Raw genomic sequence first — 23,171 nt, 5'->3', positions numbered from 1 at the left:
ATATTTGCTAATTTGTGTAAATAGCGTTGTTTATTTCGCTAGTTATTAATATATTTATTAATTAATATAGATATTATCCTAAATAAATTAATCAAAATATTGTTGACAGCGATTACAAATCAAGTTATGATTTATTTGTAAATTGAAAGTGTTTGCAAACGCTAGAAATGAATAATGCAATTATAAATGCTGGGATAGCAAATAAGAGAAGGAGGATAGGCGTGTTCGGCTTCAAAGACCAAAATTCAATTTCTATGAAAGAGGGAAAAACATGAAGAAGAAACTTATTATTATTGGTGCTTTAGTTGCAGTCGTTGCAGTTGCCCTTATTGGTTTTAATCGTTATCAGGCAGCGGAAAAAGAAAAATACACGATTAATTTTTGGTCACCCCTTACTGGTGATGATGGCGCTTATATGGATCAGATCGTAAATGAATTCAATGAACAATCAGGTTCCGATTATACAATCAATCATGTGATCACGTCTGATATGTACACTAAATTAAGTACGGTTGTAAGTTCTAAAAGTGGGATTCCAGATTTGACTTTGATGCATTCTTATAAAGTAGAGGAATTTGTCAATTCCGATATTATTGATCCGGTTGATCGTCTGGTTTCTTATCAACCTGAGTTAGAAGAAAGCAATTATTTAGATACGGCGTGGAATGCAGGGAAAATCGGCGATACTCAATATACGATCCCATTAGATATCCATGCCAGTGCCATGTATTACAATCAAGATCTTTTAGAAAAATACAATGTCACTTCTTGGTTAGACGATAACATCGTGACGTTTGATGAAATGATGTCATTAGCAGGGCAGATGGAAGAAGGCGATTATGTCGTAAATAATGCGTTACTTTCTTGGGTTATCTTAGCGCAAATCCGTAACTTAGGCGGCGCGATTTCAGACGATGCTGGGAACCCGACGGTGAATACGCCAGAAATGAAAGAAGCGTTAGAAAGAATTAAAGCGTTAACAGATGCAGGCCTGATGACACCTTATGGAGAAGATGGGTATTTGATGTTCCAAGGCGGAAACGTACTCTTATCAACAGATGGTACTTGGACTTCTACCGCTCATGATGCGGTTGAGGGCTTGAATTGGGGTGTAACAAATATTTATTCGACTTCAGATGACATCGCAACCAACCGAGCAGCTTCTCATATGTTTGGCATGTTGAAGAGTGAAAGCAGAACAGAAGAAAAAGAAGAAGTAATCGCACAATTTTTAGAATTTGTTCGTACAAACTCGATCGAATGGGCAAAAGCCGGTCAAATCGTTGCAAGTAAAGATATTTTAGAAAGTGATGATTACCAACAATACCCACAATCATTCTTTACTTCTACACCAGAGGAAGAAGAAACACTTTACATCTTTGACTACGTTTATTTCTCTTATGTCTTAGAAGCATTAGATGTTTATAGTACAGATATCGCTTACGGTGAATTAGATATGGATGAAGGATTAGAAACGATGCAACAATATGTCGAAGATAAGATTGCAGAAGTAGCTAGATAAGTGAAGGGGGGATAATTCTATCCCCTTTTCCAATTTTTAGAAGGGAATGAAAGGAATGAAAAAAAAGAGCATTAACTGGGCATCGATCGCATTCATTGGACCACACATGGTACTCTTTATTATTTTTGTATGTATTCCAACGATCTATGGTATTTATGCTTCATTTACGCAATGGAATTTGATCTCTGATCCAGTCTGGGTCGGTTTTAACAACTATAAAACATTATTGTTTGATAGTTCCTCGACGTTCTATACCCAATTTTGGAATGGTTTGAAAAATACCTTTATTTTCGTTTTGATCATGGTGCCGTTACAAATCATCATTCCACTGATGATTGCAGCTGCATTGCAACATAAAAAAGTGAAGCTGAAAGGACTTTTTCAAGCAATTCTATATATTCCAGGTCTTATCTCTGTTTCAGCAGGTTCTTTGATTTGGTCATTGATTTTCCACTCTCGATTAGGTGCCGTCAATAATATTTTTGGGTTCGATTTCTCTTGGGCTTCGCGACAACCCTATGCTTGGATCTTAATTTTTGTTGTCAGCATTTGGGGAGCAATCGGTGGTAACATGATCATTTATCGCTCAGCTTTAGCGGGTGTCAATGAAGACCTTTATGAAGCGGCAGAGATCGACGGAGCGGGAGCATTCCAAAAATTCTTGAATGTGACCTTGCCATCTATTCGCTTTCCACTGTTATATACGATCGTGATGACAACTGCTGGAGCATTTAATGTCTTTGCACAGCCTTTGATGATGACAGGTGGAGGTCCAAACCAAAGCACGACTGTATTGATGATGTATATCCGCTCACTGGCTTTTAGTCAAGGAGAATCAATTGCAGGAATGGCTTCGGCAATGGCAGTCATCTTAGGATTGATCATTATGTGTGTGTCCGTATTTCAATATTTTCTTTTAGATAGAAGCAATACTTAAGGGGGCAAAAAAATGAATACACAAAAGAAACATATACCTAGTATGGTCATCGCATATTTGTTTCTGATCGTTTTATGTATCATCTGGGTTATTCCATTGATTTTTAGCTTCGCCACTTCTTTTCGTTCTCAAACCGAAATCGTCTCCACTGGGTTTCGTTTATTACCCGTAAACTGGATATTAGATAACTATGTAGCGATTTTGACTAATACGTCTACTGCACCAATTATGCAGTGGTTATGGAATTCAATGTTTATCGCAGTCACGCACACTGTTTTAGTTGTGATCGTTGTTTCAGTGACCGCTTATGGCTATGGCAGAATGCGGTTTAAATACCGTGATCGTATCTTTTATCTTTTGATGGGGATCTCGATGTTTCCCGGTGTAGTGAATTTGATTCCGTCTTACAAAATCATTGAAACCTTCGGCTGGGTCAACTCTTCTCTTGCCATGATCATTCCAGGCTTAGCAGGGATGGGAAATATCTTTCTTGTGCGACAGTTTATGAAAGGTATCCCGCTTGAATTTGACGAGTCAGCACGAATGGATGGTGCAGATGAATTTACAATTTTTGCAGAGATCATCGTTCCTTTGATCAAACCTGTGTTGATCGTTGCAGGCCTCTTTTCTTTCACAGGTTCATGGAATGATTTCTTATGGCCAGTGATCGTGTATACGGATGTTAGTAAAATGCCGATCACAGCCGGTTTGCTATTACTACAAGACATTTATGGCAACTACCGAATGATTGGTCAATTGATGGGCTCGGCATTGATTGCGATCATTCCCACCGTCATGCTGTTTCTATTTGCTCAAAAATACTTCATTGAATCTATGAACTTAAATGCAGGAATAAAAGGATAGTGAAGATCATGAATCGAAAATTGGAAAGAAATTTACTACGTGCCAGTGCGGTCTGGGATGTCTGTATTGGTCTTGTAACGATGTTTGGGTATTATCCTTGGTTTGAAGAACAAGGGATCGCAGCATTTCAAAATCAAAATCAGTATGAATACTTGCAGTCAAGTCTGGTAGGAATGATATCGAAGGTAGTTATGATCGTTGCGTTAGCGACGATTTTGATGGGCGTTATCAGTTGGATCAACGCGAAGAATATGCGAGACAAACAAATAAACAAAGGAACGATACGTTGGATGATCGCCTGTGTCATCATCCATTTGATCATCTATGATGTGATCGGTGTCGTCCTCTATTTACTAGCTACGACGATGTATATGTCTAAAAACAAAGCAATAAAAATACTAAAAACGGAAAATGGAATTATTTAAGAAGGTGTAGAATTTATGGCAGAAAATTATTTGGAACCGATTGTATTAGAACGTGCAGACCCATGGATATACAAGCATACCGATGGATATTATTACTTCACTGGATCAAAACCAGGGTATCAGGAAATCGAATTAAGGCGTGCGAAAACCTTGAAAGGACTGGCTGACGGTGAAGTAAAAGTCATCTGGACGGCTCATGCCGAAGGCCCCATGAGTGAACTGATTTGGGCACCAGAGATTCATTTTATTCAAGGGAAATGGTACATCTATTTTGCTGCTGCAGATCATGGAGAAGTCAGAAATGATCAGCATCATCATCGGATGTTTGCGATCGAAAATGCGAATGAAGATCCCTTTGCAGGCGAGTGGGTAGAAAAAGGACAGATCAAGACGCAATTTGAGAGTTTCAGTTTAGATGCTACGGTATTCGAACACAGGAACCGATTGTATTATGTCTGGGCACAAGCAGATCCAAACATTCCAGGCAATTCCAATCTTTATTTATCAGAGATGGAAAATCCTTGGACATTGAAAGGAAAGCAGATTCTGCTGAGCATTCCTTATTATGAATGGGAAAAAATTGGCTTCAAAGTGAACGAGGCACCAGCTGCTTTGATTAGAAATGGAAAAGTGATCATTACTTATTCAGCCAGTGCGACGGATGAAAACTACGCGATGGGACTGTTGTGGGCAGATGAGGATAGTGATTTATTGAATGGGTATTCTTGGCATAAGTTGAAGGAACCAGTCTTTTCCAGTTCTGAACAAAATTCCCTATACGGACCAGGACATAACTCCTTTACAGTCGATGAGGAGGGGAAACAAGAGATCTTAGTGTATCATGCAAGACCAGAAAAAAATGATTACAGTAATCCTTTAGAAAATCCCAATCGACATGCGTATGTCCAACCGTTTACTTGGAAAAAAAATGGATTACCTGATTTTGGCGAACCCGGTGTAGTCAAAGGATAGATAAAAGAGAGGGAAAAAATGAATACAAAAAGAAAAATGCTCTGTTTAACCATGTCCGTTTTTTTTACTAGTTTATTTCTTGCTGGCTGTCAAACAGGAGATGCTGCTGAGCAACTTTCACAAAAGGAGTGGGAAACAACGACAAAAAATCGAGTGTCGATTCATGACCCATCGATTACTTCTATTCATGTTGGTGACCAAGAGCTATTTTACGTATTTGGTTCGCATCTCGCCCAAGCGAAAACAGAAGATTTACAAACTTGGGAAGTGCCTTTCACTCACGAATATGAATCAATGGAAGACAATATGATCTATGGTAACACAAAAGAAAATCTAGCTGAGACTTTTGAATGGGCAGGCTATGATGATGCCGATTCACAAGGTGGTTACAGCCTTTGGGCACCAGATGTCATTTGGAATGCTGATTATGAATGGTCAAATGGAGACAAAGGAGCCTACATGCTCTACTACTCAGCCAGTTCTACTTGGCGGCGTTCAGCGATTGGATTGGCCGTAGCTAAAACGATCGAAGGACCTTACAGCTATGCGGATACCGTGATCTATTCTGGCTTTACAGAAAAAGATTCGACAGATGGTAGTGAACGCAATACCAACTATCAAAATACCCATTTGGCCAAATTGATCAAAGAGGGGAAAATCAGTGGGTTCAGTGAAAACTGGGCGATCGAAGATGGTCTGACGTATATCACCGATTATGCGCCAAACGCCATTGATCCAGCGTTGTTTTATGATGAAGAAGGGAAACTATGGATGACCTATGGTTCTTGGTCTGGCGGTATCTTTTTATTGGAAGTTGATCCAGCCACTGGAAAACCAATGTATCCTGGGGAAGATAGCACGACGGAAGATGGGCGTATCATTGATCGCTATTTCGGGATCAAGCTTTTTGGCGGCTATCATCAATCAGGAGAAGGTCCCTATATTGTATATGATGAGGAAACCGATTATTATTACCTATTCGTCACTTACGGTGGTTTAGCAGCAAAAGGTGGTTACAATATGCGACTGTTTCGCGCTGAAAAACCAGAAGGACCTTACCTTGATGCCCAAGGAAATAGCCCAATCTTAGAACAAGGGGACCAAAATTCAAACTACGGCATCAAATTGATTGGCAACTACCAATTCTCGTTTCAACAAATGGGGTATCGAGCAGCGGGACACAATTCGGCGATCATCGATGAGAATGGTCAGTGGTCCTTGGTGTACCATACGCGCTTTAACAATGGAACCGAAGCCCATGAAGTGCGGGTCAACAGAATGTATATGAATGAGGAAGGCTGGCCAGTTCCAGCACCCTACGAGTATCGAGGCAATGAACAAGTAGCGGATGCTTTGACAGAAGATGACATTATCGGGCGCTATGAAATCATTAACCATGGTACCGACAATGGAACGACCATGCTAAAAACGCAGACGATCGAGCTTCAAAAAGATGGAAGCGTTACTGGTGACCTGACCGGAACTTGGACGTACGATGCGGGATACTTGGCATTGACTTTTGAAGAAGCGACCTTCAAAGGAATTTTATTAACTCAGGAAATAACAGAATTTGAGCAGCAAAAATTAACGTTCTCAACGATTGGCGATAATAATGAGTCCATTTGGGGAATCAAAGAATAGGAGTATAACAATGACGATTAACATTCAAAACACAAAATCAGGAACAACGATCAGCAAATATATCTACGGTCATTTTGCAGAGCATCTAGGCCGTTGTATCTATGAAGGATTATACGTTGGAGAAGATTCGCAGATCCCAAATAAAAATGGGATGCGGATCGATGTGGTTGAAGCACTGAAAAACATTCAAATCCCTGTGCTGCGTTGGCCAGGCGGCTGCTTCGCCGATGAATACCATTGGAAAGACGGGATTGGTCCTAAAGAAAACCGCAAAACGATGGTCAACACTCACTGGGGCGGCGTGACTGAAAACAATCATTTCGGGACCCATGAATTTTTTGAATTGATCAAGCAGCTGGAATGTGACGCGTATGTCAACGGCAATGTCGGCAGCGGAACGGTGCAAGAAATGTCGGAATGGGTGGAATACATCACGATGGATGGCATTTCTCCGATGGCTGATCTTCGCAGAGAAAATGGCCATGAAGATGCGTGGGAAATGAAATTCTTTGGCGTAGGAAACGAAAACTGGGGCTGCGGCGGCAATATGCGGCCAGAGTATTATGCGGATCTGTATCGCCGCTATCAAACCTATGTCCGCCAATACGGTGACAAAAAAATCTACAAAGTTGCTGGCGGAGCGAATGTCGCAGACTATCATTGGACAGAAACGCTGATGAAAAACACCCATTGGTTGATGGACGGCCTAAGCTTGCACTACTACGTTCATCCGCAGGGCTGGGAAGAAAAAGGGAGCGCCTTGGAATTTGATGAGGCAGATTGGCAAGTGACCTGTGAAAAAGCAGCCTACATGGATGAATTATTGACCCGCCACAGCGCGATCATGGACCAGTATGACCCAGAACAGCGTGTGGGAATCATTGTTGATGAATGGGGCACTTGGTTCTCAGCAGAACCTGGGACGAATCCAGGCTTCTTATACCAACAAAATACGATTCGTGATGCCATGGTCGCAGCGATCACCTTGAATATTTTCCATAAACATGCCAAGCGAGTGCATATGGCAAATATCGCACAAACCGTCAACGTCCTGCAAGCGATGATTTTGACAGATGGCGAACAAATGGTGAAAACCCCAAGCTATCATGTCTTTGATTTGTACAAAGTCCATCAAGATGCTGAAACCGTTGATAGCCATGGAACTAGCAGTGATACCATTACGTATACGATTTCTAAAAAAGAGGATACGATCCATCTATCGGTTTGTAATTTTGCTACCCAAGGCACGGAAGAATTATCCTTCTCCCTGGAAACAGCGATCAATGAAGTGAAAGAAGCTCGTTATATCGTGGGGGACAAAATGAACGCACACAATGATTTTGATCATCCTGAAGATGTGGTGATCCAAGACTTCACCGCTTACGATGTTAAAGAGAACAAAGTCAGCTTGCGGGTGCCAGCAATGAGTGTTCTAACGATCTCATTGACAGTCTGATCCCATGACTTGTAAAGGATGCGAAGTGAAAGATGCTGCAGCAGCAGCACAGGAAGACATTGAATCCTTGATTGCAGAACAACTTTCTTTAGAAAGCGACTTGGCTTCGCCGGAGATCGTCAGTAGGAGAATCGTTGTTTGTGAGACTTGTCCATTGCGATTGAATCATACCTGTACCAAATGCGGCTGCTTTTATCGGTTTCGCGCAAATTTAGCTAAGAAAAACTGTCCTGCAGGAATGTGGGAACAAACAGGACAGCTCGTCAAGTAGCTGTCCTGTTTGTTTCAATTGGTCAAAAGGATTAACAGATAAACTATTTTTTTGATTACGCTTACATAATCGTTGTAGATACGCTATGATTAAACGAAAAACAATGTTAACAAAGTGGAAAGTGAGCGAGTGATTCAATGAAAATAAATCAACCTGCAGCGCTTGCTTATTATGAAGCTGCGAACCATGGCACGGAAGATTTCCCATTAGCATATTATCCTAATTTAGTGAGTGTTTGGCGAGAATTCTTTTTTGTGCCACATTGGCATAAAGAAATCGAAATTTTATGTGTCCATCAAGGACAGCTAGAATTAGTCGTTAATGGAGTCTCACGCAAGATTAAGGCAAATACGATCGTCCTGATTCCTCCCAACACTTTACACACTGCCTATCGAATCGCACAACAAAGCTGCCGTTTTTCGTGTATCGTTTTTTCTGAACAATTAATCACGAGTCGACAATCAGATAGAATTCAAAGCCAACAAATCGATCCTTTTTTGATACAAGAAGGTGTTACTTCTTATGTGGATTTTCCAGATAAAAGTCAACAAAGTCTCACCTTGTTTCAACTATTTGATCAATGCTTTATGGGGAAATCGTCCTATCGTGAATTACGTCTGAAAGGGATTGTTATCCAACTCTTGTCACATCTATTAGAAGTTGGGACCGACCAGCCAGCAAAAAAATCAAGCGAGCGCCTCCAAGAAAAACGGGAAAAAATAGTTTTATCTTATATTCATAGTAATTATCATGAAATGATCCAATTACAAGATTTGGCCGATTCTGTTTCCTTAAGTAAAGAGCAATTTACACGATTTTTTAAACAATCATTTCGAACTTCCCCAATGGCTTATCTAAATCATTATCGCTTGATCCGATCGGCAGAATTGTTGCGAGAGACTGATTTGACCATGGTGGCGATCGCTCAAGCTGTCGGTTTTTGTAATAGTAATCATTTTTCTGTGTGCTTCAAAAAGATGTTTGGTGAGACCCCTACACAATATCGGAAAAATGACATGATTACGATAGAACACGCCATAAAATCGAAGGATAGCCCTCTGTAATCCAGCTATACTGAAAAAAAGGAGGGTTCAAAAATGTCGTTTTTTTCAATAGGTGAGAATTACCTCGAATTTCAAAATGGAAATGAAGTCGTGCGCATTATTGCTTGGGGCACGAACAGTTTGCGGGTGGTGAGTGCACCGTCTGGTGAACTAGATTTATCCTGCTGTGCATTATTAACACAAGATTCTAAGGCCGAGGTTGCGATTGAGGGGGATGTAGGATCTATCGGTAATGGAAAAATCCACGCAGTAGTCACCAAAGAGTCAGGCTGGAACAACTGTGGCAAGATCACTTTTTACAATCAAAAAGGTGAAGTGATTTTGAAAGAAGCAGCATCTGGCGGTGCGCTCTTGAAAAAGGCGCGGTTTTTCAAGTCGATTATTGGAGGAGATTTTCAACTAAAAGCTACTTTCGAAGCCAATCATGAGGAGAAAATCTATGGTATGGGGCAATATCAACAGGATATTTTTGATCTAAAAGGGTGTAATTTAGAATTAGCGCATCGAAATTCACAAGCTTCGATCCCCTTTTATTTATCAAACAAAGGATACGGCTTTTTTTGGCACAATCCAGCAATCGGTTCGGTCTCTTTTGGTAAAAATACGACCGAATGGCGTGCCGAAAGTACGAAGCAATTGGATTACTGGATCACTGCTGGAGAGACACCAGCTCAAATCGAAGAACAATTTAGCCAAGTGACAGGACGGGCACCTATGATGCCCGAATATGGTCTAGGATTTTGGCAATGTAAACTTCGCTATGCGACACAAGCGGAAGTAGTGGCGATCGCTAGGGAACACAAAGAGCGGAACATTCCCGTTGATGTACTAGTGATCGATTATTATCATTGGCCGCGCTGTGGTGATTTTCGCTTTGATGAAAATTTCTTTCCAGACCCCAAGGCGATGGCAGAAGAAGTACGAGATAAATATGGAATCGAGCTAATGGTATCGATCTGGCCCCAAATCGACACGCGTAGTGAGAATTTTCAAGAGATGAAAGAAAAAGGCTTATTAGTCAAAACGGATCGCGGCATTGATGTACAGATGTTGTTTCATGGGAATAACATTTTTTATGATCCAACAAATCCTAAAGCTCGAAACTATGTCTGGGAGAAAGTATCAAAAAATTATGTCAATAACGGCATTCGCTTGTTTTGGTTGGATGAGGCTGAACCAGAATTTGGTACGTATGACTATGATTCCTATCGTTATTATGTAGGGAGTGTGTTGCAAAAAGGCAATATTTATCCCCGTGAGTATGTTCGTGGTTTTGATGAGGGAGAAGCCTCCTCACAAAAAGAACATTCAATCAAATTGGTTCGTTGTGCTTGGGCGGGCAGCCAACGATATGGGGCATTGGTTTGGTCCGGCGATATTCATTCGACTTATCAAGACTTTCGCAACCAAATCGTTGCTGGCATGCAAATGGGGTTAGCAGGCATCCCGTGGTGGACAAGTGACATCGGCGGATTTCATGGTGGTTCTGTGACAAGTCTAGATTTTCAAGATTTATTGATCCGCTGGTTTCAATACGGGACTTTTTGTCCAGTCATGCGATTGCATGGTTCACGTACTCCCCATAAAAAAATCTTCAAGGCAGATGGTGAAGAAACAGAGCAAACCGGAGCAGCTAACGAAATATGGGCGTTTGGGGAAAAGAACTATGAGATTATGAAAAAATTTATTGGAATTCGTGAATTGATGCGGGACTACTCGCGTGAATTGATGCGCGCAGCTCATGAAAAAGGAACGCCAGTCATTCGCCCAACTTTTTATGAATTTCCAGAGGATCACCAGGCATGGGAACTGACAACACAGTATCTCTATGGTTCTGATATTCTAGTAGCGCCCATCGTTGTAGCGCATGCTACTGAGCGTGAGGTATATTTGCCAACAGGAGCAAAATGGACCGATGCTCGAGATGGAACTATCTATGAAGGTGGACAATGGATTGTCGCACAGGCACAAATTGATTCCTTACCAATCTTTTTACGAGAGGGAAAACAGAGTTACTTGATTCATGAAGTGTAACTGGAAATGGTTACGGTGAGTTGTTTGTAAGACTAGTAGGTACCTTGTTGAGAGGGGAAGAACCATATGAATAGAAAAGCAACACAATGTGCTCAGCACATTGTGTTGCTTTCATTGAGAGGACTATTGTAATGGGCTTTTGAGTAACAAGACACCATGAGTAGGGACCTCAGCATCGGCAATTGTTTGTTCTTTTTGTTGCCATAACTCAGTGCCGCTTTTAATTGGTAGTAAAGCAGCGATCGATTTTGGGATGGTTTGCGTTTGATCAGAAACATTGAAAATGGCATAGTAGACGGCTGTGTCGCTCAACGCCTCCCAAATGATCCACTCTTGATCACGATAGAACTCTTTTTTCGTATGAATTCTTCGATACATTTCTAAGACTTCAGTATTCGTCAATAAACGTAAGGTAAAGGGATCGATGTCTGGTAAAGTACCACCGAACATCAATGGAGATTGGAAGATCGTCCATAAACTCATCAATAAGTATTGCTCGTCTTCCGTAAAACGTGTCCAACTATCACCACCGCCACCATCAACTGCCCGAATGCCGATATGACCCAACGGCAGCATATCACAGTCAGGCCAGTTACCTGGACGGACGAAAGGTGCCCACTCTGCTGCTCGGTCAAACATGGCGTAAAGGGCGTCCCAATGATCCCAAAAGTCATCCGTCAAGCGCCACATATTGGCATGATTTTGAAAGAAACTACCATTTTTGAGGGCAGCTGGTCCGGGAGACAAAGAAAGGACGATCTCTCGACCCGATCGATCGATCGCACGGCGAATCGCTTTGATTTCTGCTTTATGGGCATCACCGTAAATTTTCGAATCGCCGATATCATCCACCTTTATAAAGTCAACACCCCAAGAAGCATATAATTCGAGCAAAGAATCATAATAAAGCTGTCCTTCAGGCAATGAAACATCGACCCCATACATATCGGAATTCCAAGGGCAGATTGAATTCATAGCAATGTCCCGTGCCCGTTTATCCGTTCCTTTGATCGGCGTATTTTGATGAACTGCTTGTCGTGGAATGCCGCGCATGATATGGATACCAAACTTCAGCCCTTTTTGATGCAGATAGTCACCAAGTTTTTTGAAACCAGCGCCATCTTTTGCTGAAGGGAAACGGTTCTCAGCAGGAATCAAGCGAGAATAGTCGTCCATACACAACGGATAAAAATCATTGTACCTTGTAGACTTTGCTTCTGGTTCGCTCCATTGAATATCCACGACGACGTACTCCCAACCATAAGCTTTCAAATGCTCTGCCATAAAATCTGCATGGGCGATCACTTCTGCTTCGGTTACAGAAGCGCCATAGCAGTCCCAAGAATTCCATCCCATTGGGGGTGTTTGTGCAAAATGTAAAAAAGACATTGATTTCCTCCTAGTACGTTTTTCTTATAGTATAGTAAGCAATAAAAAAGAGAGGGAAAGTTTTGTCTACTAGAAATAAAAAAGAAAGAAATCGTCAACGAATGAAAAAGGAGTTGATCAATGGTGTTTCCACAAGAAACAAACTATGCGAAGATTACAGCATACTATAGTGTTGCCCTTGAGCGTTTTTCCATGGATCCACATCAACACCCAGCGTGTGAGATCATGTTTGTGACCAAAGGGAAGTGTAAGATAAAGGTGCAAGATCAAGTAATTGTTCTGGAAAGAAATGATTTCGTTTTCATAAATGCGTTTGTGGAACACGCCTTACTCGTTGAAGGAGATTCCTGCACCTTACTGAATATTGAATTTCTTCTGAGTGAGACACCGTCCGGCCTTTGTGTTCGTGATGTTTTTGCATACATCAAAGGAAATGTACAATTGAATGAGCCTTACGCGAAAAGTCGCGATGTCCGCCAATTTGGACAAGCGATCAAGTCATTGCTGCAGCTGCTAATGATCGATGATACTCAAGAGCAACCGTCTGCTGAACGGCAATTTACGATCGAGCTCTTGTTTAAGCGGATGTTGATGGAATTAGCCTTTTCATTACGTACGAAAGAAACCAAACGGGGCAATTGCTATGTGAACGCTGCGGTCAACTATATTCAACAGCATTTTGATGAAGATATTCAAGTCTCCCAAATCGCAGCGGCTGTGGGGATTACGAAAGCCTACTTGCATAAACTCTTTCATGAGCAACTGGGAGTGACGGTCAACCATTTTCTCACTAGTGAGCGTCTGAAGCAGGCAGCATTTTTACTAAGCAATAGTCAGCTGCCAATCGTCGAAATTGCCGCTCAAGCAGGATTCAACAGTAGGCAGCACTTTACCAATACCTTTAAACAGAAAAAAGGCATGAGTCCTAAAGTTTATCGTCAAATCTACACCCATCAAATCAAAGAAGAAGCCGGACAACATATATTAGGGGAACATACAGCTTTTTTAAGAATGAAGTAAAGACAGATAGTTAGAAAGTGTGAAGCGATTGAAGATAAAAATGAAACTTATGGTAACGATCATTATTGCGAATGTCGTTACTTCGTCACTGATCATTCTCTTTTTTTCTAATACCGCGAATAAGATCATTGATAAAAATATGGAGATCCAAGCGAAAGAGATCGAGGTCTCTATTTTACGTAATATCCATACGATCAGTACGGATCTTAATCATATCAATTATAAATTGATTATGGATGGCTACGACACGTTGAAAGAGGCCAGTGAACAACCACGGATTACGAGAGACACCTTTGAGAGCATCAAACTGACCATGGAATTGAAGGAGATCGTGGAACCATTGTATCAATTTCAACCTTATTTGCTGGGAATGGCGATTTATTCCAAAGAAAATCGGTTGATGTCGTTTGGGTTAGTTGATCCAGTTGTTGAAGAAACGTTGATTGGTTACACCAATGAGGCCGCTTATGCAAGAGAAATTGATGATTCGACTGTTTATATCAAAAATGAAATCAAAGTCGGACAAGTAGTCCTAGGGCACTTGGTGGGATTTCTTCATACAAGCGAGTTTCTTAATGATCAATTAGAAAACCTCCCAGCTGGGACGCAGATCGCCTTGTTAGATCAAAAGCAAACGGTGCTTGCTGAAGTTGGCACCATTGATGAAGACCAAGCCAATTTGTATGAGAAATCATTCTATAGTGAAGAAGTCGAAGCGTGGTTTCATCTCCATCTCCCCAAAAAACCATTTTTGGGACCGTTGACACAGAATTTGCGACTGATGATTTTCCTGTGTATCGTGATCGTCAGCATGAGTATTTTTGTGGCTACGCTGATTATATTAAAACTGTCGAAACGAATCGATCAATTAAACCAAGCAATGGAGCGGGTCAAGAATAAGGACTTATCGACCACTGTTGAGATTCAAGGAAATGACGAATTAAAACAAATGAGTATAGTCTTTAATTCGATGGTTGCCAATATCAATACTTTAATGGAAGAAAATAAAGCCAGAGAAAAAGAGAAAAAAGAAATTGAAATCGACTTTCTACAAGCTCAAATCAACCCCCATTTTCTGTCCAATACGCTAAACTCGATTACCTGGATGGCTGAATTACAACAGGCTAACAATATTGCCCATCTTTCGAAATCACTTGTATCATTGTTGCATGCCACGATGTATAAGGGACAAGACTTGATTCCTTTGTCTGAAGAAGTAGCCCATGTCAAAAGCTATGTTTCCATCCAAAAAGTTGCCTATATTGATAGCTTTGATGTTCATTGGGCGCTTGATCCAGCGATTTTATCTTGCCGTATCCTTCGATTTATTTTGCAGCCCATTGTTGAAAATAGCATTTTGCACAATTTTGTTGGAACGAATAGCGAAAAAGGGCAAATAAAAATAAGTGGAAAAAAAAAGGGAGATAAGCTTTGTTTAATGGTTGAAGATAATGGCAATGGACTAACAGAAGAAGCGATAAAACAGATAAATGAGCGAGAAAAAAGCAATGGAAAACACTATTCGAAAATTGGTATCCATAATATCGATAAACGAATCAAGCTCTACTATGGTCCAGACTATGGGATCACATATGAAACAGAGTTAGGGGTTTATACCCGGGTCATTATTGAGCTTCCTATGATTGGAGAAAAAGACGATGAAAAAAATAGCCCTCTTAGATGATGAGTTGATTTCACGCAACAAAATAAGTACTATTTTACAAAATTTCCCTCAATTTGAAATTGTACTCAGTACGGCAAATCCTTACGAGTTGTTAAATTATCTGGAGATTTATTCTGTAGATCTCATTTTTTTAGACATGAATATGCCAATTATGAATGGCTTAGCCTTTTTAGAACAATTGGAACTGATCGATCGCACGACTAAAGTGATCGTGATGAGTGGCTACGCCGACTTTAATTATGCGAGTGGTAGCATGAAATATGGAGTCGTTGACTATCTTTTGAAACATGAATTGAGCGAGGAAGTGATTTCGGAAGCGCTGAAAAAAATCAATTTTTTTACAGACGAGCCAATGGCTGCGCCTGCTTACGAGACACCCTCTCTACGAGACTTTTTTCATGGAAATACAAGCTTCTTGATGCAACAGTATCCGCATTTTGTAACTGAAAAAATGGTAGGACTTGTTATGATACCTATCTCTATCAGCAAAAATGTTTGGGACAAAGAAAAGTATAAACGAAAAGTGAGCGCTGTTTTAGAGCAATTGATTTTAGACACAAAGAATGAAACCATAGAAATGCTCTCTTTCGTGACTGATGATGGGAAGCTTTTTATGCTTTACTCGTTTGCAAAAATCAAATCCTATAAAGCGATCAATGATTACTTGGAAACGATCAAAACCAAGTGCTACCATGCTGCCAAGCGCTTACTAGATGTTGAACTTTTTCTCCTGCGATCCCCAGTAAGCAATCAACTGTCGGAGGTATTAGAACTATTTAAGAGCGATGAACGAATCTCAGATTTACTCTTTTTTTCACGTCCGAATGAGTTGCTGCATTTTTCAAGCCAAGAATGCAGTAAAAACGTCTTTCAACAGCATGAGATCGCTTTGTATCTGAAAAAAATCTATTTTTATACCAAATACATCGAACCAGAAAACATCGAATATTATAGTAAAAAACTGTTTGAGTATATAAGAGAAAAACGGGTCGCACGTTCGCTGGCCTTAGAGCTAATTGCACAAATTGATTTTCAAATCAGTTTAGCGATGAGTAATAGCTTTAGACAGCCGATGGAAACGATGATTCAAATCAATTATTATCAACAGTTCGATACGTTACTAAGAATCGAAGCAGATTTTTTTGAAGCCATTTCATTAAGTGTAAAAAATTTCCAAAAAGAAGTCTTTAAGCCTGTTGACGAGCCGGTAAAAAAATGTATTCTTTATCTTCATCAACACTTCAAAGAACCGATCAGCTTGCAGACCTGCGCCGAAGCGATTGATTTAAATTATTCCTATTTAAGTAGGGTGTTTAAGCAGCAATGGGGACAGTCTTTTTCAAAATACTTGTCTGAGTTGCGGATCGATTATGCAAAATTATTGTTGAGTACCTCGTCTTGTAGTGTCAATGAAGTCGCAAGGCAAAGCGGATTTGCGAACTATAATTATTTTTTCCGTGTTTTTAAAGAACGTGTAGGAATCTCTCCATATCAGTTTAACCGCAACATTATGGACTATGAATGAAGCGGATCATGTAAAAATGGTTGGCGAGTAAAAAAAAGAGAGTAGAAGTAAAAATTGTTAATAAAAGCGTTTTCATTTTCGACGTTATACTTAGTGTAACAAGAGTGAAAGGGATGAGAAAATGAAAAAATTAGGTTTGGTGTTTTGTTCCGCAGCATTGATCGGATTGCTCTCTGGATGCGGGGGAGGATCTTCAAGTGAGGGAGATGGAGAGTCGTCAAGCAACCAGTTAAATGTTTTAGTGGTAAAACATGGCTTGACGCAAAAGAACAAAGATATTGAGTGGTTGAACAAACTAGAAGAAGAACTTGAGCTGACCATAAAGTGGGAGGAAGTTTCCGCTGATTGGGATCAGAAAAAAGCCCCAATGTTGGCTTCTGGAGATATTCCCGATTTGATTCTAGGACCAAATGTTGTGACGGATGCGGAATTTGCGAAGTTTCCTGGCTTGTTCACCGATTTATCTGATCACTTAGATGCCCTGCCAAATGTTCAAAAGATGTTTGAAGAAAAACCAGAAACAAAAGCACTTGCTACTCAACTGAATGGAGAGATCTATGGCTTACCAAAATACCAGCGTTTTTGGCCTAAATCTGCTTCTCGTCAATATATCAATCAAACGTGGCTGGACAATCTTGGGTTAGACGTACCTGAAACATGGGATGAACTATTCGAAGTGTTGGTCGCATTCAAAGAAAACGATGCGAATGGAGATGGGGATGCTAGCGATGAAATTCCAATGGATTGGAGTCCAGTTGGAACCGGCGGTTTTGGCTATTTCCAACCAATGCAGCTTTTAGCAAGTACGGGTATCGTTGTTTCTGAAGGAGGAAATACCGGCTACTTTGCTGAAAATGGACAAGTAGGCAACTTCTTTGTTGATGAGCGTTACAAAGAAACAGTGGAATTTTTGAACAAGTGCTGGGAAGCTGGCTTGATTAATCCTAAGGCTTTTTCTCAAGATTATAGTGCCTATCAGTCCACTGGTAGAGGAGAAGGCGAGACGGCAAAAGTCGGTTTTACTTGGGGCTGGGAAGCTTCAGACCGATTTGGTAATCAGTTAGCAGATCAATATACATCAATGGCACCATTGATTCAAAAAGCTGGAGTAGAACCGACATGGAGCTATGAAACCTCGCTTAATTATGGGGTAAACTTTGCCGTTGTTTCCTCTCAAACCAAAAATATGGACGGAGCCTTAAAATTCGTCAATGCGCTATACGATCCAGAAATCGGAATCCAAGCATTGTTTGGGTCATTGGGCACTAACATCGAAAAAGACGGGGACACTTACCGCGTCTTGCCACCTGCAGATGAAAATGTCGATCCAGGGACATGGAAGTGGACAACAACTTGGGCGGACAATAGTCCAATGTATATTTCAGACGCTCTTGATGTCGAACTTGGCGCAGATATGAAAGCGAATGAGGTCCAAGATGAAGTGTTGCATCCTTACGTGGATAAAATCGTTCCTGAAGAACAAGTAGTACCATTCAATCTCTTGAAATTTAGTAATGAGGATGCCACAACACTAGCAAACAACAATACAACGATCCTCAATGAAGCAATGACAAAATTTGCTAAATGGGTGACAAAAGGCGGCATTGAAGATGAGTGGGAGCAATATGTCACAACCTTGCAAAATAGCGGCTTAGATCAAAATATCGAGATCGTTCAAAAAGGATTTGATCAATATTACGGGAATTAAGTGAGTGGTGAGGCTGGTCAGAGTTGAGTAAAGCAATCGCAAGTTCATGCTTGAATAACAAAGACCAGCCATTTACCTAAATCTATCAAAGGAGTGAAGATCATGGACACAGTTCTCGTGAAAAAAAATAATCGGTTACTTTCTCATTTCAGGCGACAATGGCAGCTATGGTTGATGGTTTTACCGGCATTAGCGATCATTTTGGTTTTTAATTACATACCAATGTATGGTATCCAACTAGCATTTCGGGAATTCGACTTTACGAAGGGACTCACTGGTGGCGAATTTGTCGGTTTCAAGTATTTCCAACAATTTTTCGAAAGCCCGATGTTCCAAACCGTGATAGTCAATACGTTGCGGATCAGTGTGACAACGCTGATTTTTGGGTTCATTGCTCCCATTTTATTGGCATTGATCATCAATCAAATCAGAAACCCTAAAAGAAAAAAAGTCATGCAAACTGCGGTTTATTTACCTCACTTCATTTCTACGGTCGTGATGGTAGGGATATTGCAAGTCTTTCTTTCACCAGAAACAGGTGTTTTAGTCAACCTCTTGAACTTGGATTCTTCTGTCAACTTAATGGGGAGCGACAGTACGTTCGTGCCCGTCTATGTCATTTCTGAGGTTTGGCAGCACTGTGGCTGGAACAGCATTATTTACTTAGCGGCACTTTCGAGTATCGATACGCAACTCTATGAATCAGCAGATATCGATGGCGCCAATCGTTTTCAAAAAATCCTCCATGTTGATATACCAGCATTAGTGCCAACGATGGTTATTTTGTTGATTATGAATATGGGTGGGGTTTTAAATGCTGGCTTTGAGAAGATTTTCCTGATGCAAAATAGTTTGAATTTGAGCGTCTCAGAAGTCATTTCTACGTATGTGTATAAAATTGGGATTTTAAACAGTCAATTTAGTTATTCAACAGCGATCGGGCTATTCAATAACATCATTAATTTTCTCTTTTTAGTTTTAGCAAATGGTCTTTCGAAAAAATACACGAACCGTAGTTTATGGTAAAGGGGTGGCTATATGAATCTATCACTAACAAACAAACCTAAATCAGATCTTCTTTTTAACCTAGCGATCATCATACTTTGCTTGAGTATCTTTTTGATTGTCGTCTATCCGCTCTTTTTTGTCGTCATCGCTTCAATTAGTGATTCCAACATGGTTTCTAAAGGATTAGTCACACTCTTTCCTAGGAATATCAGCTTTTTTGGTTTTGAAAAAATTTTACAAGATGCTAGGATCTGGACGGGCTATCGCAATACCTTGATTTATACGTTAGGAGGAACTGCGGTCAATTTAATTTTTACTTTGCCCGCAGCTTTTGCCTTATCAAGAAAGGAATTTAAACCTCGAAAACTTTTGATGTTTCTCTTTACCTTTACGATGTTTTTCAATGGTGGCTTGATCCCTACGTATTTACTTTATCGAGATGTGGGGTTGATCGATAGTATGTGGGTCTTTATTATTCCCTCAGCAGTCAATGTCTATAACTTGATCATTGCAAGAAGCTTTTTTGAGACAAGCATTCCGGATAGTCTCTATGAAGCAGCCGCTCTAGATGGTTGCTCCTATGCAAAATTTTTTGTTACTGTGGCGCTACCGCTATCCAAAGCAGTCATTTCTGTGGTGGGTCTTTACTATTTGGTCCAACATTGGAACGATTTCTTTACAGGACTCGTATTTATTCGCGACTACGAAAAACAACCTTTACAGATCGTTCTGCGAGATATTTTACTATCAAATCAAGCATCTGCAGGTGGTGCGGGCGCTTTGGGTGATGGCTACGGACAACAATATGCAGATCAGATCAAATATGGCGCCATCATTGTTTCGACCTTACCGATTTTGGTGATCTATCCTTTCCTACAGAAATACTTTGATAAAGGAGTCATGATTGGTGCAATGAAAGGGTGAGTACATGAATAAGCTAGTCGATTTACATGTGAGCATTGGGAAAAAAGGCTTACTGTTATTTCTGTTGCATTGCTATTGGCTGCTGTTTACCTTATTCGGCTTAGTTCTTTTCGGACTATTGCCAGCAACCAATGCGGTTTACGAACTTTGCAATGATGAAAAATATCAAGAAGCAAATGCGATAAAATTGTTTCAGTCCTTTGCAAAAAGCTTTCGAAAAAACTTTTGGAGAATGAATCGATTAGGACTCTTTATCCTTCCTTTAGCAGCCCTTTTTTCGATTGACTTGATGCTAATGAGACACTATGTCTTTACCGAAGCCGATACAACCGTTTATTTGTTGATCCAACTTCTGATAGTAATTAGTCTCCTTTTTTTAGCCAATCTCTTTTGGTTTTTTCAACACGAACGAGCTTGGAAACCCATGCTTAAAAAAAGTTTGATTCTAATGCTTGGCAAACCTGGATTGACCGGTCAAATTTTCGTCCTTATGGTCGGGATCAGCTGTTGCTACTACCTACTACCGGGTTTATTCTTCGTATTTGGTGTTACACCGCTGGTTTATTTTCAACTTAATTTGTTTAAACAAAAAGATGCGTATGTCTTTTTACCTGAAAAAAAGCATACGACTGTCTAAGCTCGTACATTTACCATAAAATCTCAAAATAAAAGAACAGGAGAACGTAATGAAAGAATTCGCATTAAACAAGATCCAGCTCACGGACGAGTTTTGGCAAGGATACCAAGAGCTTGTTCGCAAAGAAACGATTCCTTACCAATACCAAGTCTTAAATGATGAAATCGATGTAGATGTTCAAGCAGAACGGGAAGATCCCAATTTGCCAGCTGGGAAAAGCCATGCATTGGCGAATTTTCGCATCGCTGCAGGGCAAATGGAAGGGGAACATTTTGGCTGGTTTTTCCAAGATAGTGATGTCTACAAATGGATCGAGTCGGCTGGGTATAGCTTGTTGAATACTAGCGATCCGCAATTGGAAAAGACAGTAGATGAAGTGATTGACTTAGTTGCTGCTGCGCAAGAAGCGGATGGCTACTTAAATACCTTCTTTCAATTGACCCGACCGAAGTTAAAATACCGTCAGCTGTATTTCAGTCATGAACTTTATTGTGCCGGGCATCTAGTCGAAGCGGCTATCGCTTATGATCAAGCAACAGGCAAGGATAAATTACTGACCGTGGCAGAGAAAAATATCGCCAATATTTGCACGTATTTTGGGCGGGAGCCTGGAAAAATTCAAGGTGCTGATGGCCATCAAGAGATCGAATTGGCTCTGGTGCGTTTGTATGAATACACCGGTAAACAAATCTATTTGACATTAGCTGATTTCTTTCTTGAAGTACGTGGGGAAGATCCTGCCTTTTACGAAAAAGAAATCTTGAAAAACCAAGCGGATGGCTTATCAGATGAAACGCCAAGGGTAGACCTCACCTATTTACAAGCCTACGATCAACCTAAAAAGCAGCATGAAGCCAAAGGTCATGCGGTACGAATGCTGTATATGGCAAGCGGGATGGCAAAAGTCGCCCAGCATACCCAAGATCAAGAATTGATCGATGCTTGCGAAGCGATCTGGGAAGACATCGCCTGTAAGAAAATGTATGTGACCGGTGGCGTCGGCTCAACCGTTCACGGGGAAGCCTTTGTCGGTCCCTATGATTTGCCAAATGATACGATGTATTGTGAAACCTGTGCAGCCATTGCATTGGTCCAATTTTCTTTTGAGCTGTTCAAACTAACCAATGAACCAAAATATTTAGCGACGATGGAACGAGCGTTGTATAATAGCGTCCTTTCTGGTGCGGCAATTGACGGCAAACACTTTTTCTACGTGAATCCTTTGGAGGTCAATCCCCAACGAGATCAGGAAAATCCTGGCAAAGGCCACGTCAAAGCTCAACGACCTGATTGGCTCGGTTGTGCGTGTTGTCCGCCCAATTTTGCACGGATGGTCGCTTCGCTGCAGCGCTTGGTTTACACTTGCGATCAAGAGAAGCTTTACGTGAATTTATTTGTAGCAAGCCGTTTAGAAGAACCTGATCAATTTACGTTTGAACAAACGGGCGGGTTTCCTTTTACAGAGGACCTCACGATTCGCTATCAAGGCATTCCAAAGACGCTCATCATCCACAAACCTAACGGACTAAGTAAGTTTCAAATCGATAGTGAACACGAATGGCAGGAGACGAGCGAGGCAATCATCTTTGAGGCAGTCGAAAACGTGACGGCCAATATCCGTTTTGAACAACCATTGCAAATCTTGCGTGCGAATCCTCAAGTTATTCAAGACATCAATCAAGTCGCATTGCAACGTGGTCCCTTCGTGTATTGCATAGAAGAAGCCGACAATGGTCAAGCACTCTGGCGTTGCCGCATCGACCCACAGGCGCTGGAGGCGACCTTTTCGAAAGAGGATACGTTGTTGCCAACTACTTTACGCTTGGCGATCAAAGGCTACCAAAGCGAAGAATGGTTGGGAACAACCCTTTACGAAGAACGAGCGGAAACGGTCATACCTCGTACGTGGCAACTGATCCCATACCATTTATGGGGCAATCGGGGCATAGGCGAAATGCGCGTTTGGCTGCCGCTCGTTGGAAAGAAGTAAGAAGTAAGCAGGGCCAAAGAGCTTCCCTAAAAGGAGGCTCTTTTTTTTTCTAAACTCAACCTTCTTGGATTTGTTGCATGATTTCTTTAATTTGTTCCTA

The 23,171-nt window shown here is 40.9% G+C and carries 19 protein-coding genes; 18 read left to right on the top strand and 1 reads right to left on the bottom strand.

Annotated features, from left to right (window positions below; all coding sequences use genetic code 11):
- Positions 1-271: 271 nt before the first annotated feature.
- The 10 genes from ECA1_RS12495 (at position 272) to ECA1_RS12450 (ending at position 11,186) form a co-directional block, all read left to right on the top strand.
- Complete coding sequence (locus ECA1_RS12495; protein WP_005227283.1) at positions 272-1,522, top strand: extracellular solute-binding protein; 1,251 nt, start codon at positions 272-274, stop codon at positions 1,520-1,522.
- Between the two features lie 46 nt (positions 1,523-1,568).
- Positions 1,569-2,459 carry a carbohydrate ABC transporter permease gene (locus ECA1_RS12490; protein WP_005227284.1) on the top strand — a complete coding sequence of 297 codons (891 nt, stop codon included), beginning with the start codon at positions 1,569-1,571 and terminating at the stop codon, positions 2,457-2,459.
- A 12-nt stretch (positions 2,460-2,471) separates the two neighbouring features.
- Entirely contained in the window at positions 2,472-3,323 is an 852-nt protein-coding gene (locus ECA1_RS12485; protein ID WP_005227285.1) for a carbohydrate ABC transporter permease, read from the top strand.
- 8 nt (positions 3,324-3,331) lie between these two features.
- Entirely contained in the window at positions 3,332-3,748 is a 417-nt protein-coding gene (locus tag ECA1_RS12480; protein WP_010748727.1) for a hypothetical protein, read from the top strand.
- 15 nt (positions 3,749-3,763) lie between these two features.
- Positions 3,764-4,720 (top strand): glycoside hydrolase family 43 protein, encoded by a 957-nt coding sequence (locus tag ECA1_RS12475; protein ID WP_060792633.1) that lies wholly within the window; start codon positions 3,764-3,766, stop codon positions 4,718-4,720.
- An 18-nt stretch (positions 4,721-4,738) separates the two neighbouring features.
- Positions 4,739-6,361 (top strand): glycoside hydrolase family 43 protein, encoded by a 1,623-nt coding sequence (locus ECA1_RS12470; RefSeq protein WP_060792632.1) that lies wholly within the window; start codon positions 4,739-4,741, stop codon positions 6,359-6,361.
- A 10-nt stretch (positions 6,362-6,371) separates the two neighbouring features.
- Positions 6,372-7,817 (top strand): alpha-N-arabinofuranosidase, encoded by a 1,446-nt coding sequence (locus ECA1_RS12465; protein WP_060792631.1) that lies wholly within the window; start codon positions 6,372-6,374, stop codon positions 7,815-7,817.
- 4 nt (positions 7,818-7,821) lie between these two features.
- Entirely contained in the window at positions 7,822-8,088 is a 267-nt protein-coding gene (locus tag ECA1_RS12460; RefSeq protein ID WP_005232191.1) for a DUF6171 family protein, read from the top strand.
- A gap of 137 nt (positions 8,089-8,225) precedes the next feature.
- Positions 8,226-9,152, top strand: coding sequence for an AraC family transcriptional regulator (locus ECA1_RS12455; RefSeq protein WP_016609618.1), 927 nt, complete (start codon positions 8,226-8,228; stop codon positions 9,150-9,152).
- Positions 9,153-9,185: 33 nt separating this feature from the next.
- The gene (locus ECA1_RS12450; protein ID WP_016609619.1) at positions 9,186-11,186 is read left to right on the top strand and encodes a glycoside hydrolase family 31 protein; all 2,001 of its coding nucleotides are present in this window, start codon (positions 9,186-9,188) and stop codon (positions 11,184-11,186) included.
- Between the two features lie 123 nt (positions 11,187-11,309).
- Here the strand turns inward: ECA1_RS12450 and ECA1_RS12445 are convergent, their stop codons facing one another.
- Positions 11,310-12,575, bottom strand: coding sequence for a glycoside hydrolase family 27 protein (locus ECA1_RS12445; RefSeq protein WP_005227309.1), 1,266 nt, complete (start codon positions 12,573-12,575; stop codon positions 11,310-11,312).
- Between the two features lie 120 nt (positions 12,576-12,695).
- Between ECA1_RS12445 and ECA1_RS12440 the strand changes: the two genes are divergently transcribed.
- The 8 genes from ECA1_RS12440 (at position 12,696) to ECA1_RS12405 (ending at position 23,071) form a co-directional block, all read left to right on the top strand.
- The gene (locus tag ECA1_RS12440) at positions 12,696-13,595 is read left to right on the top strand and encodes a helix-turn-helix domain-containing protein (RefSeq protein WP_060792630.1); all 900 of its coding nucleotides are present in this window, start codon (positions 12,696-12,698) and stop codon (positions 13,593-13,595) included.
- Between the two features lie 40 nt (positions 13,596-13,635).
- The gene (locus ECA1_RS12435; RefSeq protein ID WP_060792629.1) at positions 13,636-15,279 is read left to right on the top strand and encodes a sensor histidine kinase; all 1,644 of its coding nucleotides are present in this window, start codon (positions 13,636-13,638) and stop codon (positions 15,277-15,279) included.
- Positions 15,254-16,804: a response regulator transcription factor gene (locus ECA1_RS12430; RefSeq protein ID WP_016609624.1), complete on the top strand. Its 1,551-nt coding sequence runs from the start codon at positions 15,254-15,256 to the stop codon at positions 16,802-16,804. Before ECA1_RS12435 ends, ECA1_RS12430 begins: the two co-directional genes overlap by 26 nt.
- 121 nt (positions 16,805-16,925) lie before the next feature.
- Positions 16,926-18,512: an extracellular solute-binding protein gene (locus tag ECA1_RS12425; RefSeq protein WP_016609625.1), complete on the top strand. Its 1,587-nt coding sequence runs from the start codon at positions 16,926-16,928 to the stop codon at positions 18,510-18,512.
- A 102-nt stretch (positions 18,513-18,614) separates the two neighbouring features.
- A complete protein-coding gene (locus tag ECA1_RS12420) occupies positions 18,615-19,538 on the top strand; it encodes an ABC transporter permease (protein ID WP_060792628.1) in 924 nt (307 codons plus the stop codon).
- A gap of 12 nt (positions 19,539-19,550) precedes the next feature.
- Positions 19,551-20,444, top strand: coding sequence for a carbohydrate ABC transporter permease (locus ECA1_RS12415; RefSeq protein WP_016609627.1), 894 nt, complete (start codon positions 19,551-19,553; stop codon positions 20,442-20,444).
- Positions 20,445-20,448: 4 nt separating this feature from the next.
- Positions 20,449-21,081, top strand: a complete 633-nt coding sequence (locus ECA1_RS12410; RefSeq protein ID WP_060792627.1) for a DUF624 domain-containing protein — start codon at positions 20,449-20,451, stop codon at positions 21,079-21,081.
- Between the two features lie 49 nt (positions 21,082-21,130).
- Complete coding sequence (locus tag ECA1_RS12405; protein ID WP_060792626.1) at positions 21,131-23,071, top strand: glycoside hydrolase family 127 protein; 1,941 nt, start codon at positions 21,131-21,133, stop codon at positions 23,069-23,071.
- The last annotated feature ends 100 nt before the right edge of the window (positions 23,072-23,171 follow it).

This window comes from Enterococcus casseliflavus NBRC 100478, assembly GCF_001544095.1.
Lineage (GTDB): Bacteria > Bacillota > Bacilli > Lactobacillales > Enterococcaceae > Enterococcus_D > Enterococcus_D casseliflavus.
This window is presented reverse-complemented; position numbering and strand designations above follow the sequence as displayed.

Excerpts from the sequence above, each read along its gene's own strand:
- ECA1_RS12495 (WP_005227283.1), top strand. The coding sequence starts at position 272 with ATGAAGAAGAAACTTATTATTATTGGTGCTTTAGTTGCAGTCGTTGCA.
- ECA1_RS12490 (WP_005227284.1), top strand. The coding sequence starts at position 1,569 with ATGAAAGGAATGAAAAAAAAGAGCATTAACTGGGCATCGATCGCATTC.
- ECA1_RS12485 (WP_005227285.1), top strand. The coding sequence starts at position 2,472 with ATGAATACACAAAAGAAACATATACCTAGTATGGTCATCGCATATTTG.
- ECA1_RS12480 (WP_010748727.1), top strand. The coding sequence starts at position 3,332 with ATGAATCGAAAATTGGAAAGAAATTTACTACGTGCCAGTGCGGTCTGG.
- ECA1_RS12475 (WP_060792633.1), top strand. The coding sequence starts at position 3,764 with ATGGCAGAAAATTATTTGGAACCGATTGTATTAGAACGTGCAGACCCA.
- ECA1_RS12470 (WP_060792632.1), top strand. The coding sequence starts at position 4,739 with ATGAATACAAAAAGAAAAATGCTCTGTTTAACCATGTCCGTTTTTTTT.
- ECA1_RS12465 (WP_060792631.1), top strand. The coding sequence starts at position 6,372 with ATGACGATTAACATTCAAAACACAAAATCAGGAACAACGATCAGCAAA.
- ECA1_RS12460 (WP_005232191.1), top strand. The coding sequence starts at position 7,822 with ATGACTTGTAAAGGATGCGAAGTGAAAGATGCTGCAGCAGCAGCACAG.
- ECA1_RS12455 (WP_016609618.1), top strand. The coding sequence starts at position 8,226 with ATGAAAATAAATCAACCTGCAGCGCTTGCTTATTATGAAGCTGCGAAC.
- ECA1_RS12450 (WP_016609619.1), top strand. The coding sequence starts at position 9,186 with ATGTCGTTTTTTTCAATAGGTGAGAATTACCTCGAATTTCAAAATGGA.
- ECA1_RS12445 (WP_005227309.1), bottom strand. The coding sequence starts at position 12,575 with ATGTCTTTTTTACATTTTGCACAAACACCCCCAATGGGATGGAATTCT.
- ECA1_RS12440 (WP_060792630.1), top strand. The coding sequence starts at position 12,696 with ATGGTGTTTCCACAAGAAACAAACTATGCGAAGATTACAGCATACTAT.
- ECA1_RS12435 (WP_060792629.1), top strand. The coding sequence starts at position 13,636 with ATGAAACTTATGGTAACGATCATTATTGCGAATGTCGTTACTTCGTCA.
- ECA1_RS12430 (WP_016609624.1), top strand. The coding sequence starts at position 15,254 with ATGAAAAAAATAGCCCTCTTAGATGATGAGTTGATTTCACGCAACAAA.
- ECA1_RS12425 (WP_016609625.1), top strand. The coding sequence starts at position 16,926 with ATGAAAAAATTAGGTTTGGTGTTTTGTTCCGCAGCATTGATCGGATTG.
- ECA1_RS12420 (WP_060792628.1), top strand. The coding sequence starts at position 18,615 with ATGGACACAGTTCTCGTGAAAAAAAATAATCGGTTACTTTCTCATTTC.
- ECA1_RS12415 (WP_016609627.1), top strand. The coding sequence starts at position 19,551 with ATGAATCTATCACTAACAAACAAACCTAAATCAGATCTTCTTTTTAAC.
- ECA1_RS12410 (WP_060792627.1), top strand. The coding sequence starts at position 20,449 with ATGAATAAGCTAGTCGATTTACATGTGAGCATTGGGAAAAAAGGCTTA.
- ECA1_RS12405 (WP_060792626.1), top strand. The coding sequence starts at position 21,131 with ATGAAAGAATTCGCATTAAACAAGATCCAGCTCACGGACGAGTTTTGG.